12 protein-coding genes and 1 pseudogene are annotated in these 14,816 nt (G+C 72.0%); 5 read left to right on the forward strand and 8 right to left on the reverse strand.

The features are described from left to right. Positions 1–12 precede the first annotated feature (12 nt). Both KRR39_RS21435 and serA read right to left on the reverse strand, forming a co-directional pair. Positions 13–1,965 carry an aldehyde dehydrogenase family protein gene (locus tag KRR39_RS21435; protein WP_367303693.1) on the reverse strand — a complete coding sequence of 651 codons (1,953 nt, stop codon included), beginning with the start codon at positions 1,963–1,965 and terminating at the stop codon, positions 13–15. Positions 1,966–2,012: 47 nt separating this feature from the next. Then, positions 2,013–3,221 (reverse strand): phosphoglycerate dehydrogenase, encoded by a 1,209-nt coding sequence (serA, locus tag KRR39_RS21440; RefSeq protein ID WP_216942914.1) that lies wholly within the window; start codon positions 3,219–3,221, stop codon positions 2,013–2,015. 217 nt (positions 3,222–3,438) lie between these two features. On the opposite strand from serA, the gene KRR39_RS21445 reads away from it, so the two are divergent. Both KRR39_RS21445 and KRR39_RS21450 read left to right on the forward strand, forming a co-directional pair. Continuing rightward, a complete protein-coding gene (locus KRR39_RS21445) occupies positions 3,439–4,302 on the forward strand; it encodes a hypothetical protein (protein ID WP_216939413.1) in 864 nt (287 codons plus the stop codon). 158 nt (positions 4,303–4,460) lie between these two features. Continuing rightward, entirely contained in the window at positions 4,461–5,369 is a 909-nt protein-coding gene (locus tag KRR39_RS21450) for a hypothetical protein (protein ID WP_216939414.1), read from the forward strand. Positions 5,370–5,377: 8 nt separating this feature from the next. Here the strand turns inward: KRR39_RS21450 and KRR39_RS25235 are convergent, their stop codons facing one another. Beyond that, positions 5,378–5,878: a class I adenylate-forming enzyme family protein gene (locus KRR39_RS25235; RefSeq protein ID WP_254185329.1), complete on the reverse strand. Its 501-nt coding sequence runs from the start codon at positions 5,876–5,878 to the stop codon at positions 5,378–5,380. Positions 5,879–5,960: 82 nt separating this feature from the next. Then, positions 5,961–6,986: pseudogene (locus KRR39_RS25240) on the reverse strand (AMP-binding protein); the annotation flags it as partial. Between the two features lie 128 nt (positions 6,987–7,114). Here KRR39_RS25240 and KRR39_RS21460 point away from each other — a divergent pair. Together KRR39_RS21460 and KRR39_RS21465 are read left to right on the forward strand one after the other, a co-directional pair. Next, entirely contained in the window at positions 7,115–8,911 is a 1,797-nt protein-coding gene (locus KRR39_RS21460) for an NHL domain-containing thioredoxin family protein (protein ID WP_216939415.1), read from the forward strand. Between the two features lie 339 nt (positions 8,912–9,250). Then, complete coding sequence (locus KRR39_RS21465; protein WP_216939416.1) at positions 9,251–10,669, forward strand: DEAD/DEAH box helicase; 1,419 nt, start codon at positions 9,251–9,253, stop codon at positions 10,667–10,669. Positions 10,670–10,737: 68 nt separating this feature from the next. Here KRR39_RS21465 and KRR39_RS21470 read toward each other — a convergent pair whose 3' ends face one another. Beyond that, positions 10,738–10,953, reverse strand: coding sequence for a DUF6458 family protein (locus tag KRR39_RS21470; protein ID WP_216939417.1), 216 nt, complete (start codon positions 10,951–10,953; stop codon positions 10,738–10,740). A 164-nt stretch (positions 10,954–11,117) separates the two neighbouring features. Beyond that, positions 11,118–12,977 carry an acyl-CoA dehydrogenase gene (locus KRR39_RS21475; RefSeq protein ID WP_216939418.1) on the reverse strand — a complete coding sequence of 620 codons (1,860 nt, stop codon included), beginning with the start codon at positions 12,975–12,977 and terminating at the stop codon, positions 11,118–11,120. Between the two features lie 266 nt (positions 12,978–13,243). Here KRR39_RS21475 and KRR39_RS21480 point away from each other — a divergent pair, with 266 nt between their 5' ends. Further along, entirely contained in the window at positions 13,244–13,534 is a 291-nt protein-coding gene (locus KRR39_RS21480; protein ID WP_216939419.1) for a hypothetical protein, read from the forward strand. An 18-nt stretch (positions 13,535–13,552) separates the two neighbouring features. Here KRR39_RS21480 and KRR39_RS21485 read toward each other — a convergent pair whose 3' ends face one another. Together KRR39_RS21485 and KRR39_RS21490 are read right to left on the reverse strand one after the other, a co-directional pair. Next, positions 13,553–14,011 (reverse strand): arsenate-mycothiol transferase ArsC, encoded by a 459-nt coding sequence (locus KRR39_RS21485; RefSeq protein ID WP_216939420.1) that lies wholly within the window; start codon positions 14,009–14,011, stop codon positions 13,553–13,555. Next, positions 14,008–14,769 carry an MIP/aquaporin family protein gene (locus tag KRR39_RS21490; protein WP_216939421.1) on the reverse strand — a complete coding sequence of 254 codons (762 nt, stop codon included), beginning with the start codon at positions 14,767–14,769 and terminating at the stop codon, positions 14,008–14,010. The genes KRR39_RS21485 and KRR39_RS21490 overlap by 4 nt, the downstream gene beginning before the upstream one ends. Positions 14,770–14,816: the final 47 nt, after the last annotated feature.

Below are 14,816 nucleotides of genomic sequence, written 5' to 3' on the forward strand. Positions count from 1 at the left end.
GTACGTCGCGGGCTAGCGCCGCACGCGGTACTGCAGGTGCACGACGCCGTTGCCGAACTGGTGGGTGGCGACGGGCTCCAGCTCGAGCCGGATCCCCTCCGGCAGCGCGGACGTGCCGCCGCCCACCAGCACCGGGCTCCAGAACAGGTGCACGTCGTCGACGAGCCCGGCCTGGAAGGCGCGCGCCCCGAGGCGGGGCCCACCGATGGTGACGTCCCGGTCGGCCGACGCCACCAGGCGGCGGACGGCGTCGGGGTCGAACCGTCGCTCGAGGCGGGTCCGCGCCGACGTCACCGCCGGCAGGGTAGTCGAGTAGACGACCTTGTCGGCCGCCCGCCAGATCTTCGCGAAGTCGCGGACGACGGCCGGTGCGTCGGGCTCGTCGGGCAGGGTCTCCCAGGCAACCAGCACGTCGTACATCCGGCGGCCGTAGAGATGCGTCCCGACCGGGCGCAGCAGGTCGTTGACGAACGCGTGCACCTCCTCGTCGGGCGCGGACCAGGAGAAGTCGCCCTCCTGGTCCGCGACGTACCCGTCGAGGGAGCTGATCGCCGAGTAGACGAGCCGTCCCATCGGACTGTCGGCCCTCAGCCCTTGGAGACCCGGACGAGCTTCTTGTTGACGAACTCGTCCATGCCCCACGGACCGAGCTCGCGGCCGAAGCCGGAACGCTTCCACGCCGCCGAAGGGCAGCGCCGGGAGCGTGGTGCCGTGCTCGTTGACGAAGGCCATGCCGACGTCGAGACGGTCCGCGACCTCGCGGGCGGCCTCCAGGTCGGTGCCCCAGACCGAGCCGCTGAGCCCGAACGAGGAAGAGTTCGTCAGCTCGACGGCCTCGTCCGCGGACCCGACCTTGTAGACCACGCCGACCGGGCCGAACAGCTCCTCGGAGAAGGCGTGGGTGCCGGGCTTCACGTCCGCGAGCAGCGTGGGCTGGACGTAGGCACCCGGGCCGTCGACCTTCTGGCCGCCGACCAGCACGGTCGCACCCTCGGCGACCGCGGTCTCGACCTGCTGGGTGAGGGTGTCCGCCGCGGCCTGCGAGGAGAGCGGGCCGATCGCGGTCTTGGGGTCCATCGGGTCGCCGGGGACCATCGCCGCGAACGACGCGGTGAGCTTGGCGACGAACTCGTCGTAGTAGGGCTCGAGGACCACGAAGCGCTTGGCGGCGTTGCAGGCCTGCCCGGTGTTGGACATCCGGCCGCGGGTCGCGGACTTCACCGTGGCGTCCATGTCGGCGGTGTCCAGCACGATGAACGCGTCGGAGCCGCCGAGCTCGAGGACGACCTTCTTCAGGTTCCGCCCGGCGATCTCGGCGACCGCCGAGCCGGCCCGCTCGGAGCCGGTCAGCGAGACGCCGTGGATCCGCGGGTCGGCGATCATGTCGGCGATCTGGTCGTTGGTGGCGAAGACGTTGACGTAGGCGTCGGCGGGCAGGCCCGCGGCGACGAAGATCTCCTCCATCAGCAGGGCGGCCTGCGGGCAGCTCGGCGCGTGCTTGAGCACGACGGTGTTGCCGAGCATCAGGTTCGGCGCCGCGAACCGGGCGACCTGGTAGTAGGGGAAGTTCCACGGCATGATCCCGAGCAGCGGGCCCACCGGCAGCTTGCGTACGACGGTCTCCTCGGCCCCTGGGACGTCGAGGGGCTCGTCCTCGAGCAGCTTCGGGCCCTGCTCGGCGTAGTAGGCGTAGATCATCGAGGAGAGCTTCACCTCGCCGGCGGCCTGCTTGACGGGCTTGCCCATCTCCAGGGAGATGGTGCGGGCGAGCTCGTCGGCCCGCTCGTCGTACAGCTCGGCGACCCTGGTGAGGACGGCGGCGCGGTCGGCGACGGGGGTGGCCCGCCACGTCGCGAAGCCCGAGGTGACCCGGGTGAGGGCCTGCTCGACCCCGGCTGCGTCCAGGGTGGGGAACTCCCGGACGGTCTCGCCGGTGGCAGGGTTGACGGTCTTGTAGTCGGTCATGTCCCGACCGTACCCGTCCGAACGGGCGCCAGACAGGGCCCGGACGTCTACTCGATCACGCGCAGCCGGACGGTCTCCGGGATGGCGTTCAGGCCCGCCAGCACCTCACCGGACAGGCCCGACCCGGTGTCGGTGACGACGTAGCCGGTGTGCCCGCGGGTGGCGAGCACCTGACCGGCGATGTTCACGTCGTGCTCGGCGAGGACCTGGTTGACCTTGGCCAGCACGCCCGGGGTGTTGTGGTGGATGTGCGCGATCCGCTGGGCCTGTCCCTCGGACACCTCGGAGCGCCCCGGGGTCAGCGTCGGCAGGTTCACCGACAGGGAGGTGCTGCCGCTGTGCACGTAGTCGCGGAGCTTGCCGCCGACGAACCGGCCGATGTCCTCCTGAGCCTCCTCCGTCGACCCGCCGACGTGCGGGGTGAGGATCACGTTGGGTAGGCCGCGGAGCGGGGACTCGAAGGCGTCGCCGCGCTTCTTGGGCTCGGTCGGGAACACGTCGACCGCGGCGCCGGCCAGGTGACCGGACGCCACCGCGTCGCGCAGGGCGCCGTAGTCGACGACGAAGCCGCGGGAGAGGTTCAGGAACAGCGAGCGGGGGCGCATCTGGGCGAACTGGGCGGCCCCGAAGATGCCGGCGTTGCCCATCCGGCCGTCGACGTGCAGGGTGACCGTCTCGACGGTGTCGAGCAGCTCGTCGAGCGAGGAGCACCGGCGGGCGTTGCCGAGCGCCAGCTTGTCGTCGGTGTCGTAGAAGTAGACCTGCATGCCGAGCATCTCCGCGACGACCGACAGCTGGGAGCCGATGTTGCCGTAGCCGACGATGCCGAGCGTCCGGCCGCGGATCTCGTGGCTGCCGGTGGCGGACTTGTCCCAGATCCCGGCGTGCAGCGCCTTGTCCCGCTCGGTGAGCCGGCGGGCCATCGCGATGATGTTGGCGATCGCGAGCTCGACGACCGAGCGGGTGTTGGAGAACGGCGCGTTGAACGCGGCGATCCCGTGCGTGGTAGCGGCGTTCAGGTCGATCTGGTTGGTGCCGATGCAGAACGCGCCGATGGCGACCAGGTCGGGCCGGGCGGCCAGGACGCGGGGGGTCACCTCGGTCTTCGAGCGGATGCCGAGCAGGTCGACGCCGTCGAGGGCCTCGATCAGCTCGTCCTCGTCGAGGGCGCCCGGTCGGTTCTCGACCTCGATGTCGGCCGCGCCGAGGATCGACGAGGCGAGCGGGTGCAGGTTCTCCAGGAGCAGCGCTTTCACACTGCCCACTGTCCCAGGCTCCCGCGAGGCCCCGGGCCTGGCCCCACCTCGTGGACATCGAAGACGTTTCCGAGATATCCCCGGCAGCCGGCCCGTGCTGGTCTTGACCGGGGTTGTCGGCACCCGGTGGGGGGGCCTGTTTCCTGGGAGGCGGGGCAGGCGAGGGAGGGCGTCATGAGGGGTCGCATCTGGGGGGGCACTGGCGAGTCTGGTCGGGGTGGTCCTCGTGGTGGTCGGGGGCGACGGGGGGCCGGCGTCCGCGACCGGCGGCTGCGCGTCCCCGTGGGTCTACGCGGAGTCGCAGGCCTGGTGGTCCCCGGCGCCGGGCACCACCGGCGGGCAGGACTTCGGGCACGTGCACGTCGGGGCCTGCATCCCGGAGCGGGACACGCTCACCGCGAGCACGGCGCTCCCGGTCACGGTGATCCTGCACAACAACCCGGGCGTGCTCCAGGACGTCGGCGTCGTCTACCGGAGGGACTCCTCGGAGAAGACGGTGGCCAAGGTCGCACCGGTCCAGCGCACCTGCCCGGCCATGGAGACCTGCACGATCGCGATGACGGCGCCGATCGACCTCGCCAAGTTCTCCCACAGCGGGCTGCAGGAGGTCCGGCTGCGGGTGTTCGTGACCGAGCCGGACGGGAAGGTCCTGCACGCCAGCCTCAACTTCCAGGTGGACGTCGAGAACGGCAAGACCCGCTCGGACGTCACCCGGGAGTCCTACCTGCGCTCCAAGGGCTGGTACACCGGCTTCGGCTACTGCGAGGCGGACGTGCTCGGCGTACCCGTGCCCGACGGCCCGGTGAGCGGCACGGTCTCCTTCGCGGTCCAGCAGGTCGACCACGGGTCCGGTGACGTCGACCCGAGCTACCACCGGGTCGCGCTGGACTCCGACGCGCACGCCGGGATCCCCGGCACGATGCTGGCCGAGGGGTTCGGGCCGATGGTGCCCGCGCTGGTCACCGTCGACACCACCCGGCTCGCGAACGGGACCCACCGGCTCGTGCAGCGGGCGGAGTGCGCCCGGGGCAACCAGGTGCTCGCGGGGGTGAGCGTGCTCCGCTTCGACGTGCAGAACTGAGGCCTTTTACCACTTCTGTCCGGTTGAAACGTGACAAGCGGAAATTAAGGTGATTTTCAGGTCTTCGACCCGGTTGCGGTCAAGACCGGGGTGCTGAGAGGCCCCCCCCGAGTGCCGACTCCTCTCCCTGGACCCGGGTCACTCGAGGGAGAACAAGCATGAGATCTCGCATCTGGCTCGCACTGGCGAGCCTGGTCGGCCTGCTCGGGCTGGTGGCGGTCGTCGGGAACAGCGGCACCGCCTCCGCCACCGGCGGCTGCCCCGCACCACGGGTGTTCGCGGAGTCCCAGGCGTGGTGGTCCCCGGTGCCGGGCACGACGGGCGGCAAGGACTTCGGGCACGTGCACGTCGGTGCCTGCATCCCCGACCGGGACGTCCTCTCGGCAAGCACCACCGTCCCGCTCACCCTGATCCTGCACGACAACCCCGGAAAGCTGCAGGACGTCAGCGTGGTCTTCAAGACCAACGCCTCGGAGACGACGGTGGCCAAGGTGGTCCCCAGCCAGCGGACCTGTCCGGTCGGCCAGACCTGCACGATCACCGCGACGGCGCCGATCGACATCTCGAAGTTCGACCGCAGCGGCCTCCAGGAGGTCCGGTTCCGGGTGTACGTCGACGAGCCCGACGGCAAGCGGATGCACAGCAGCCTGAACTTCCAGGCCTACGTGCAGAACGGCAAGGCCAAGTCCGACGTGACCCGTCAGCCCTACCTGCGCTCGAAGGGCTGGTACACCGGCTTCGGCTACTGCGAGGCCGACGTGCTCGGCGTACCCCTGCCGGACGGGCCGCTCAAGGGCACCGTGCGGTTCACGGTGCAGCAGGTCGACCACGGACCCGACGACGTCGACCCGACCCACCACCGGGTGGCGCTCGACGCGAACGCGCACGCCGGGATCCCCGGGACGACGCTGTCCGACGGGCCGGGGCCGCTGCCGGCCACCACGCTGAGCGTGGACACCACCACCCTGACCAACGGCACCCACCGGCTGGTGCAGAAGGTGGAGTGCGCGAAGGGCAACCAGGTGGTGTCCGGAGCCGGCGTGTTCCTGTTCGACGTGCAGAACTGACCCCGCGGTCAGTGCACCTGACGGTCCTGGCCGGCCCAGAAGGGCTCGCGCAGCTTGAACTTCTGGAGCTTGCCGGTCGCCGTACGAGGCAGCTCGTCGACGAAGTCGATCCGTTTCGGGCACTTGTAGCCGGCCAGCCAGGTGCGGCAGTGCGCGACGAGCTCCTCGGCCGTCACCTCGCCGGAGGCCGGCACGACCAGCGCGGTGATCAGCTCGCCCCACTTCTCGTCGGGGATGCCGATGACCGCGACCTCGCGGACCCCCGCGTGGGACATCAGCGCGTCCTCCACCTCGATCGAGGAGACGTTCTCGCCGCCGGAGATGATCACGTCCTTCTTGCGGTCGGAGATCACCAGGTAGCCGTCCTCGTCGAGGTAGCCGCCGTCGCCGGTGTGGAACGTGCCGCCCTCGGTCACCCGTGCGGTCTCCTCGGGCTGCTCCCAGTAGCCGTCGAGGTTGTGGTTGGAGGAGGTGAGCACCTCGCCCTGCGGGTCGATCGAGACCCGCACGCCGAGCGCGGGCGCCCCCCTGCCGGCCGAGCCGCCGGGCGCGCTCGTGGGTGTCGAGGCCGTCCCACTCGGCCCGGCCGCGGTTGACCGTCACCAGGGGCGAGGTCTCGGTCAGGCCGTAGATCTGGATGAACTCCCAGCCGAGCTCCTCCATCACCCGCTCGATCGTCCGGGTGGGCGGGGGAGCGCCGGCCACGATGATCCGCACCCGGTCGCGGCCCGGGACCTCGCCGTCCCAGGTCGCGGCGCCCTCCAGCGCCGCGCTGACGACGGCCGGCGCCGCGCACATCACGGTGACCCCGTGCCGCTCGACCCGGCGCAGGATCTCGGTGCCGTCGACCTGGCGGAGCACGACGTGCTGGCCGCCGACGCCGGTGATCCCGAACGGCATGCCCCAGCCGTTCGCGTGGAACATCGGCAGTGTGTGCAGGTAGACGTCGCGGTCGCTGATGCCCGCGTGCAGCCCGAACACGGTGGCGTTCAGCCACAGGCTGCGGTGCGTGAGCTGGACGCCCTTGGGCCGGGCCGTGGTGCCCGAGGTGTAGTTGATGGTCGCCGTCGCCCCCTCGTCCGGCTCGTCCCACGGCCGCGGCTCGGTGCCGGGGAGGTAGAGGTCGTCGTCCTCGCCGAGCAGGAACTTGTGGCGGACGTCGAGCGCGGCCAGCGTGTCCTTCAGCGCGGGGTCGGCGTAGACGACGTCGGCGCCGCAGTGGCCGACGATGTACTCGATCTCGGGACGGCTCAGCCGGAAGTTCACCGGCACCAGCACCCGGCCCCAGCCGCTGACGCCGAAGAACGACGTGCACAGCCGGGCGGAGTTCTGGGAGATCACCGCGACCCGGCCGCCCACCGGGACGCCGAGCCGGTCCAGCTGCGCCGCCTGCGCCCGGGCGTTCGCGGCGACCTGCCGGTAGGTCAGGTCGCCCAGGCTCGGCGCCGGCTGGTCCGGCTCGTCCACGACGCCGACCCGGTCGGGGTAGACGCTCTCGGCGCGGTCCAGGAAGTCACGAACGGTCAGCGGGTAGAACACGGAACCTCCAGCGGCTGGTCGAGCCTGGCTCTCGGGCGGTCGAGCCTGTTCTCGGGCGGTCGAGCCTGTCGAGACCACCCTTCACCACCCGGGACCGCCGGACCACCCTCCGAGCGGACGGGCCCGGCCGCGACCCTGGCCCGCCGCCACCGGCTCCGGCCGACCCCTCGGGATGACGCGCGGGCCCTCTCGCGTTAACTACCGGCGTGAGTGCTCCCGACACCGGCCGTCGTCCCCGCGTCCGCGCCCCCGAGCTCGCCGGCCGCGGCTGGCTGAACACCGGCGGCCAGACCCTGCGCCTGTCCGACCTGCGCGGCCGCTTCGTGCTGCTCGACTTCTGGGCCTTCTGCTGCATCAACTGCCTGCACGTCCTGGACGAGCTGCGCCCCCTGGAGGAGAAGTACGACGGCGAGCTCGTCGTGGTGGGCGTGCACTCGCCGAAGTTCGTGCACGAGGCCGACCCGGACGCGCTGCGCGCCGCGGTCGAGCGCTACCAGGTCGAGCACCCGGTGCTCGACGACCCGGAGCTGGTGACCTGGCAGGCCTACACCGCCCGCGCCTGGCCGACGCTGGTGCTCGTCGACCCGGAGGGCTACGTCGTCGCGCAGTACGCCGGCGAGGGGCACGCCCACGCCATCGACGCCCTCGTCGCCGAGCTGCGCGACGAGCACCGCGCCCGCGGCACGCTGCAGCCGGGCGGCTCGCCCTACGTCGCCCCGCCCGTGCAATCCGGCGACCTGCTGTTCCCGGCCACGACGGTCGCCCTGCCCGGCGGGGGCTTCCTGGTCGCGGACGCGGGGCACCACGCCCTCGTCGAGCTCGCGGCGGACGCGGAGACCGTCGTACGCCGCATCGGGTCGGGGGAGCGCGGCCTGGTCGACGGCGGGCGGCCGTCCTTCAACGAGCCCAACGGACTGTGCCTGCTGCCCGACGACCTGGCCGCCGCGGTCGGGTACGACGTGGTGGTCGCCGACACCGTCAACCACGCGCTGCGCGGCGTGCACCTCGCGACCGGCACCGTCCGCACGCTCGCCGGGACCGGTCGGCAGCTGGTGCCGGGCGAGGACGACGGCGCGCTGTCGAGCCCGTGGGACGTGGCCTGGTGGCAGGACCGGGTCTGGGTGGCGATGGCCGGGGTGCACCAGCTCTGGACCCTCGACCCGCGCACCGGTGCCGTCGAGGTGGCCGCCGGCACCGCCCACGAGGGCCTGCTGGACGGCCCGCTCGCCGAGGCCTGGTTCGCCCAGACCTCGGGGCTGGCCGCCGCGGGGGACCGGCTGTGGATCGCGGACAGCGAGACCTCCAGCCTGCGCTACGTCGAGGCGGGCGAGGTGCGCACCGCCGTCGGCACCGGCCTGTTCGACTTCGGGTTCCAGGACGGCGACGCGGGCACCGCGCTGCTCCAGCACCCGTTGGGGGTGACCGTGCTGCCCGACGGTTCGGTCGCGGTCTGCGACACCTACAACGGCGCCGTACGACGCTGGGCGGACGGGCAGGTGACCACCATCGCCACCGGGCTGGCCGAGCCGAGCGGCGCGGTCGTCGACGGGAAGCACCTGGTGGTCGTGGAGTCCGCGGCGCACCGGCTGACCCGGGTCCCGCTGGCCGGCGTCGCCCGCGCCGACGGGTTCGCGCACACCACGCAGCGCCCGGTGACCGAGATCGCCGGCGGGGACCTGGAGATCGTCGTGGACTTCACCCCGCCGCCCGGCCAGAAGGTCGACGACCGGTTCGGGCCGCCGTCCCAGCTCTTCGTGTCCTCGACGCCGCCGGGGCTGATCCGGGCGGGCGAGGGCCGCGGCACCGACCTGGCCCGGGTGGTCAGCATCGACGCCGCGGTCGGCGACGGGGTGCTGCACGTGGCCGCCCGGGCCGCCTCCTGCGACGCGCACGGCGGCGAGGGCGCGGCCTGCCACCTGCACCAGCAGGACTGGGGGGTGCCGGTGCGGGTGACCTCCGGCGGCGAGGCCCGGCTGGTGCTGCCGCTGTCCGGGCTCGCCTGACCGCCCACCCGGCGCCAGTGGCGGCCAGATCCCGCCGACCCGGCGTGTCTGGCGGGCGTACCGCCGCCAGACACGCCGGGTCGGCGCGAACCGGGCCGCCAGACGCGCCGGGTCGGCGAAGCGTGGTGCAGGTCTCCCTCGCTCTGGTCGGCCTCGTCCGGGTGCGCTGGTAGGATCGAGGTAGCCAAGGCCGCTCGTCGGCCTTCTTTTGTGGCCCGGTGTGGGTGCGCGGATCGTCGCGCAAGACCAGTGATCGGGCACGAACTGCGTCTCGCAGGCTCGCCGGACCACGCCGTGGATTCGTTGCAGGGACGTGCCCGCCATCCTGAGGAAACCTTCTTGTCTTCCCCTGCCCCGACCCTGCCCTCCTTCGCCCAGCTCGGCCTGTCCGGCAAGGTGATCATGGCTCTCGAGAAGCTCGAGATCACCACCCCGACGCCGGTCCAGGCCGCCGTCATCCCGGACGCCATGAAGGGCTCCGACGTGCTCGGCCGCGCCCAGACCGGCTCCGGCAAGACGCTCGCCTTCGGCCTGCCGATCCTGGCCCGCCTGGCCGGTGAGCACAGCCGCCCCAAGCACCCGCGTGCGCTGATCATCGTGCCGACCCGCGAGCTGGCCACCCAGGTGCGCCGCTCCATCGAGCCGCTCGCGTTCGCCACCCAGCTCAAGCTCGTCACCGTGTACGGCGGCACGCCGTACGACCGTCAGATCAAGCAGCTGAAGGCCGGGGCCGACATCGTCGTCGCCACGCCGGGTCGCCTGCAGGACCTGATGGACAAGGGCCACTGCCGCACCGACGACGTGCAGATCACCGTCCTCGACGAGGCCGACCACCTGTGCGACCTGGGCTTCTACCCGGCCGTCGACAAGCTGCTCAAGGCCACCCCGTCCACCGGCCAGCGGATGCTGCTCTCGGCCACGCTCGACGGTGACGTCGACCGCCTGGTCCGGGCGCACCTGCGCGAGCCGGTGCTGCACGAGCTCGACGCCAACAAGGGCTCGGTCACCACGATGGCGCACCACGTGCTGGTCGTCGGCGGCTTCCGCGACAAGGTGGAGGCGGCGGTCGCGCTGATCGAGGCCAACCCGCGCTCGATCGTGTTCACCCGCACCCGTGAGGGCGCCACCGAGCTGGCCGAGGCGTTCGGCACGCACGGCATCGAGGCGGTGGACCTGCACGGCAACCTGTCGCAGCGGGTGCGCGAGCGCAACCTGCACAAGTTCTCCTCGGGCAAGGCCTCCGTGGTCGTCGCCACCGACGTCGCCGCGCGCGGCATCCACGTCGACTCGGTCGGCCTGGTCGTGCACTTCGACGCCCCGGCGGACGCCAAGGCCTACCTGCACCGCTCCGGGCGTACGGCGCGGGCCGGCGAGGCCGGTGCGGTCGTCTCGATCACCACGCCGCGCCAGGTCGACGACGTCGTGCGGCTGATGAGCCGGGCCGGCGTCGAGTCCCTGCACCACGACTCGCGCAACACCCCCCACCCGATGACGGCGGAGGCGCTCTCGACGTCGGGCACCCCGGCGCCGCAGGCCAACAAGGGCGGCTCGACCTCCGCCAGCCGTGGCCGCACCGGCGGCTACCGCGGTGGCAGCAGCACCGGCGGCTACCGGGGCAGCAACAGCTCCTCGTCGCGCAGCAGCAGCGGCGGCTACCGGGGCAGCGCCCCCAGCCGCGGCGGCCGCGCGGGGCAGACCGGCAACGGTCGCCCGAAGACCGTCAGCCGCAGCGAGCGCTGGTCGCCCGCCGACCGCTGAGCCTCAGCCTGACGAACGCCGAAGGGGCGTCGAGACCATGGTCTCGACGCCCCTTCTGTCTGTCCGGGTCAGCGGGCAGGGTCGTCGTAGCGACGCTCCTCGACGTGCTTGGTGCGCGAGCGCTGCTGGTTCATCACCAGCGCCAGGATGATCGCCAGCACGCCGACGACCAGCAGGATCCACCCGAGTGCCACGTCGTCCACCAGGCCGATGTCGAAGTTCACGACACCGAGCACGAGGATCAGGCCGACCACCAGCAGCACGATGCCGGTACCGATACCCATGTTGTCTCCTAGGTTCTCTGCGACCGCGGTCGCCCGGGGCGGTGTGCCCTCGGTCACAGGGATACCCCTGGCCCGGCGATCTCAATCCGGGACCGCTCAGGTCACGTGCGACGGCCGCCCCACCCGCAGCGGGTGGGACGGCCGTCGTACGTCGGGCGGGTCGGTCAGAACGCGGACTCGTCGAGCTCCATCAGCGACAGGTCGGTCGCCTCGGCGATGGCCCGCTCGGCGGTGATCTTCGGGAGCACGGTGCGGGCGAAGAACTGCGCCGCCGCGACCTTGCCCTCGTAGAACGCCTGGTCCTTGCCGGTGTCGCCGGAGAGCTTCTCCAGGGCGATCTCCGCCTGCCGCAGCAGCAGCCAGGCGCAGACGATGTCGCCGAGCACCATCAGCAGGCGCGAGGTGTTCAGGCCCACCTTGTAGATGTTCGCGATGCTGCCGCCCTCGGCGTTCGGGTCGGCCGACATCAGGTCGGTGATCAGGTGACCGACGATCGCCTGGGTGTCCTCGAGCCCCTTGGCGAGCAGCTCGCGCTCGTTCTTGAGGCGGCCGTTGCCGGCCCCGCTGCCGATGAACTTCTCGATCTCGCCGGCCAGGAAGCCGAGCGCCGTGGCCTGGTCCTTGACGATCTTGCGGAAGAACAGGTCCTGGCCCTGGATCGCCGTGGTGCCCTCGTAGAGCGTGTCGATCTTGGCGTCCCGGACGTACTGCTCGATCGGGTAGTCCTGCAGGAACCCGGACCCGCCGAAGGTCTGCAGCGACTCGGTGCCGAGCAGCACCCACGAGCGCTCCGAGCCGTAGCCCTTCACGATCGGCAGCAGCAGGTCGTTGACCCGCTCGGCGAGCTCGTCCTTCTCGCCGTTGTGCTCGGAGACCATCACCCGGTCCTGCCAGGAGGCGGTGTAGAGCACCAGCGCGCGCATGGCCTCCGCGAACGACTTCTGGGTCATCAGCGAGCGACGTACGTCGGGGTGGTGGGTGATCGTGACGCGCGGCGCGGTCTTGTCCGAGGCGCGGGTCAGGTCCGGGCCCTGCACGCGGCTCTTGGCGTAGTCGAGCGCGTTGAGGTAGCCGGTCGACAGCGTCGCGATGGCCTTGGTGCCGACCATCATCCGGGCGTTCTCGATGACCTGGAACATCTGCGCGATGCCGTCGTGCACCTCGCCGAGCAGCCAGCCCTGGGCGGGCTCGTGCTCGCCGAAGGTGACCTCGCAGGTGTTGGAGACCTTGATGCCCATCTTCTTCTCGACGTTGGTGACGTGCGCGCCGTTGCGCTCGCCGGTCAGCTCGCCGGTCTCGAGGTCGAAGTGCAGCTTGGGGACGATGAACAACGAGAGGCCCTTGGTGCCGGGTCCGCCCTTGCCCTCGACGCCCACCGGCCGCGCCAGCACGAGGTGGATGATGTTCTCGCTCATCTGGTGCTCGGCGGAGGTGATGAACCGCTTCACGCCCTCGATGTGCCAGGAGCCGTCGGACTGCTGGGTGGCCTTGGCCCGGCCGGCGCCGACGTCGGAGCCGGCGTCGGGCTCGGTGAGCACCATGGTGGCGCCCCACTGCTTCTCGATCATGTGCTCCGCGATCTTCTTGTCGCGGTCGTTGCCGTTGCGGTGCAGGATCGAGGCGAAGCTCGGGCCGCAGGCGTACATCCAGACCGGCGCGTTCGAGCCGAGCACCAGCTCGCCGATCGCCCAGTTCAGGGTCGACGGCGCGGGCTGGCCACCGAGGGCGGCGGGGATCGAGAGCCGCCAGTACTCCGCGTCCATCCAGGCCTGGTAGCTCTTCGCGAACGACGCCGGGACGTCCGCGGTGCCGGTCGCCGGGTCGAACACCGGCGCGTGCCGGTCCCCGTCCTCGTACGACGCGGCGAGCTCGTCGCCCGCCAGCCGGTCGACCTCGCTGAGGATCGAGCGCGCCGTGGCGGTGTCGATCTCCTCGAACGGGCCGGTGCCGAGGATCTCGTCGCGCGCGAGGACCTCGAACAGGTTGAACTCGATGTCCCGGAGGTTGCTCTTGTAGTGGCTCACTGCTCCACCTTCGAAATCAGGAGGTACCGCTCACCCGAGGATGGGCGGTGGCCGGCATGTCGGCCCTACTCGTCAGTAACATCATTATGCTACCGGCGAGTACGAACGGCAACCCCGACCCCCCGACCGGCCCGTCCGGGTCATTGTCGGCCCGGGGCCCCGCCCCTAGCGTCGAGGAGGGTGACCAGGACGTCGCACCGGGGGGAGCTGGGGCGGCGCCCCGCCGAGCGGCACCGGTCATCCGCCCGACCCGATCGGAGCAGGCCATGGCCTACGGAATCGTCCACCACTTCGCCGGCGGCACCCAGGAGCAGTACGACGCGTCCATCGCCGCCGTGCACCCCGGCCCGGACCAGCTGCCGGAGGGCCAGGTCTTCCACGCCGCCGGACCGTCGGAGGGCGGCTGGACCATCGTCGCGGTCCACGAGTCCCAGGCGAGCTGGGAGAAGTTCCGCGACGAGATCCTCCTGCCGCGCATGCAGGCCGGCATCGACGGCGGCTTCGCCGGGCCGCCCACGGAGACCACGATCGACCTGTACGCCCTGCACACGCCGTAGCCCGGCGCCGCGGCCGGCTCAGTGCGGGGCGAGGACCGAGGGCGGCAGCTCCAGGTCGGGCACCAGCTCGACGAGCAGGGCGCGGACCCGGGCGTCGAGGTCGGCGACGATGCCCCGCACCGTCCGCGGGTCCTGCCCGCCGGGGTCGGCGACCGGCCAGTCGACGTACCGGACGCCCGGCACGTAGGGGCACTCCTCGCCGCAGCCCAGCGTGACGGCGACCGTGCTCGCGGCGACGGTGTCGCGGGTCAGGCGCTCGGGCACCTCGCGCGAGGTGTCCAGGCCGAGCGCCTCGAGCACCTCGGCGACCTCGGCGTGGATGTGCTCGCCGGGCTGGGTGCCCGCGGAGAGCGCGCGCACGCGGCCGCCGGCGTAGTGCTCGGCCAGCACCCGGCTGATCACGGAGCGGCCGCCGTTGCGGACGCAGGCGAACACCACCTGGGGGACGGTCTCGGTGGGTTCCTCGGGGGTCGTCATCGGGCGCTCCTCGGGGTGCTGCCGGTCTCGTGACCGGGTGCGTGCGGGACGACGACGTCCCCGGCCGCCTCGCCGACGTGCGGGTAGAGCCAGGCGACGAGGCCGACCGCGACCGCGCCGCCGACGAGCTGGGCGAGGACGAAACCGGGGACGGAGCCGGGAGCGATGCCGGCGAAGGTGTCGGAGAAGACCCGTCCCAGGGACACCGCCGGGTTCGCGAACGACGTGCTCGAGGTGAACCAGTAGGCGGCCCCGATGTAGGCGCCGACGGCGGGCGCGGCGAGCATGCCCCGACCGGTGCGCGCGAGGGCGAAGACCAGCGCGACGAGCCCGGCCGTCGCGACGACCTCGGCGAGGAGGAGGTGGCCGCCGGAGCGGTCCTTCGTGGAGAGCTCGGTGAGCGGCACCTGGTACATCAGGTTGGCGAGCTCGGCGCCGGCGACCGCCCCGACGCACTGCGCGACCGTGTAGGCGGCCGCGTCGGCGCCGGAGAGCCCGGTGCGGGTACGGCGGCCGAGGAACCAGTCGGCGGCGGACACGACGGGGTTGAGGTGGGCCCCGGAGACGGGACCGAACAGCAGGATGAGGACCGTCAGGCCGAGGAACGTGGCCGTCGAGTTCTCCAGGAGCTGCAGGCCGACGTCGTCGGGCGAGAGCCGTTGCGCGGCGATGCCGGACCCCACGACGACCGTGACGAGCAGGGCGGTGCCGAGGAGCTCGGCGGTGAGCCGTCGGGCGAGGTCGCGAGGTGGCGTCATCGGGTGGTGTCGTTCCTTCGGTGCAGGTCGGTGCAGGTCGGTGCAGG

Origin of the sequence: Nocardioides panacis (assembly GCF_019039255.1) — a bacterium.
In the GTDB taxonomy this organism is placed as follows: Bacteria; Actinomycetota; Actinomycetes; order Propionibacteriales; family Nocardioidaceae; genus Nocardioides_B; species Nocardioides_B panacis.

Bases quoted from the DNA above. Each gene is read 5' to 3' on its own strand.
- KRR39_RS21435 (WP_367303693.1), bottom strand. From the start codon at position 1,965: ATGACCGACTACAAGACCGTCAACCCTGCCACCGGCGAGACCGTCCGG.
- KRR39_RS21450 (WP_216939414.1), top strand. From the start codon at position 4,461: ATGAGATCTCGCATCTGGCTCGCACTGGCGAGCCTGGTCGGCCTGCTC.
- KRR39_RS21470 (WP_216939417.1), bottom strand. From the start codon at position 10,953: ATGGGTATCGGTACCGGCATCGTGCTGCTGGTGGTCGGCCTGATCCTC.
- KRR39_RS21480 (WP_216939419.1), top strand. From the start codon at position 13,244: ATGGCCTACGGAATCGTCCACCACTTCGCCGGCGGCACCCAGGAGCAG.
- KRR39_RS21485 (WP_216939420.1), bottom strand. From the start codon at position 14,011: ATGACGACCCCCGAGGAACCCACCGAGACCGTCCCCCAGGTGGTGTTC.
- KRR39_RS21490 (WP_216939421.1), bottom strand. From the start codon at position 14,769: ATGACGCCACCTCGCGACCTCGCCCGACGGCTCACCGCCGAGCTCCTC.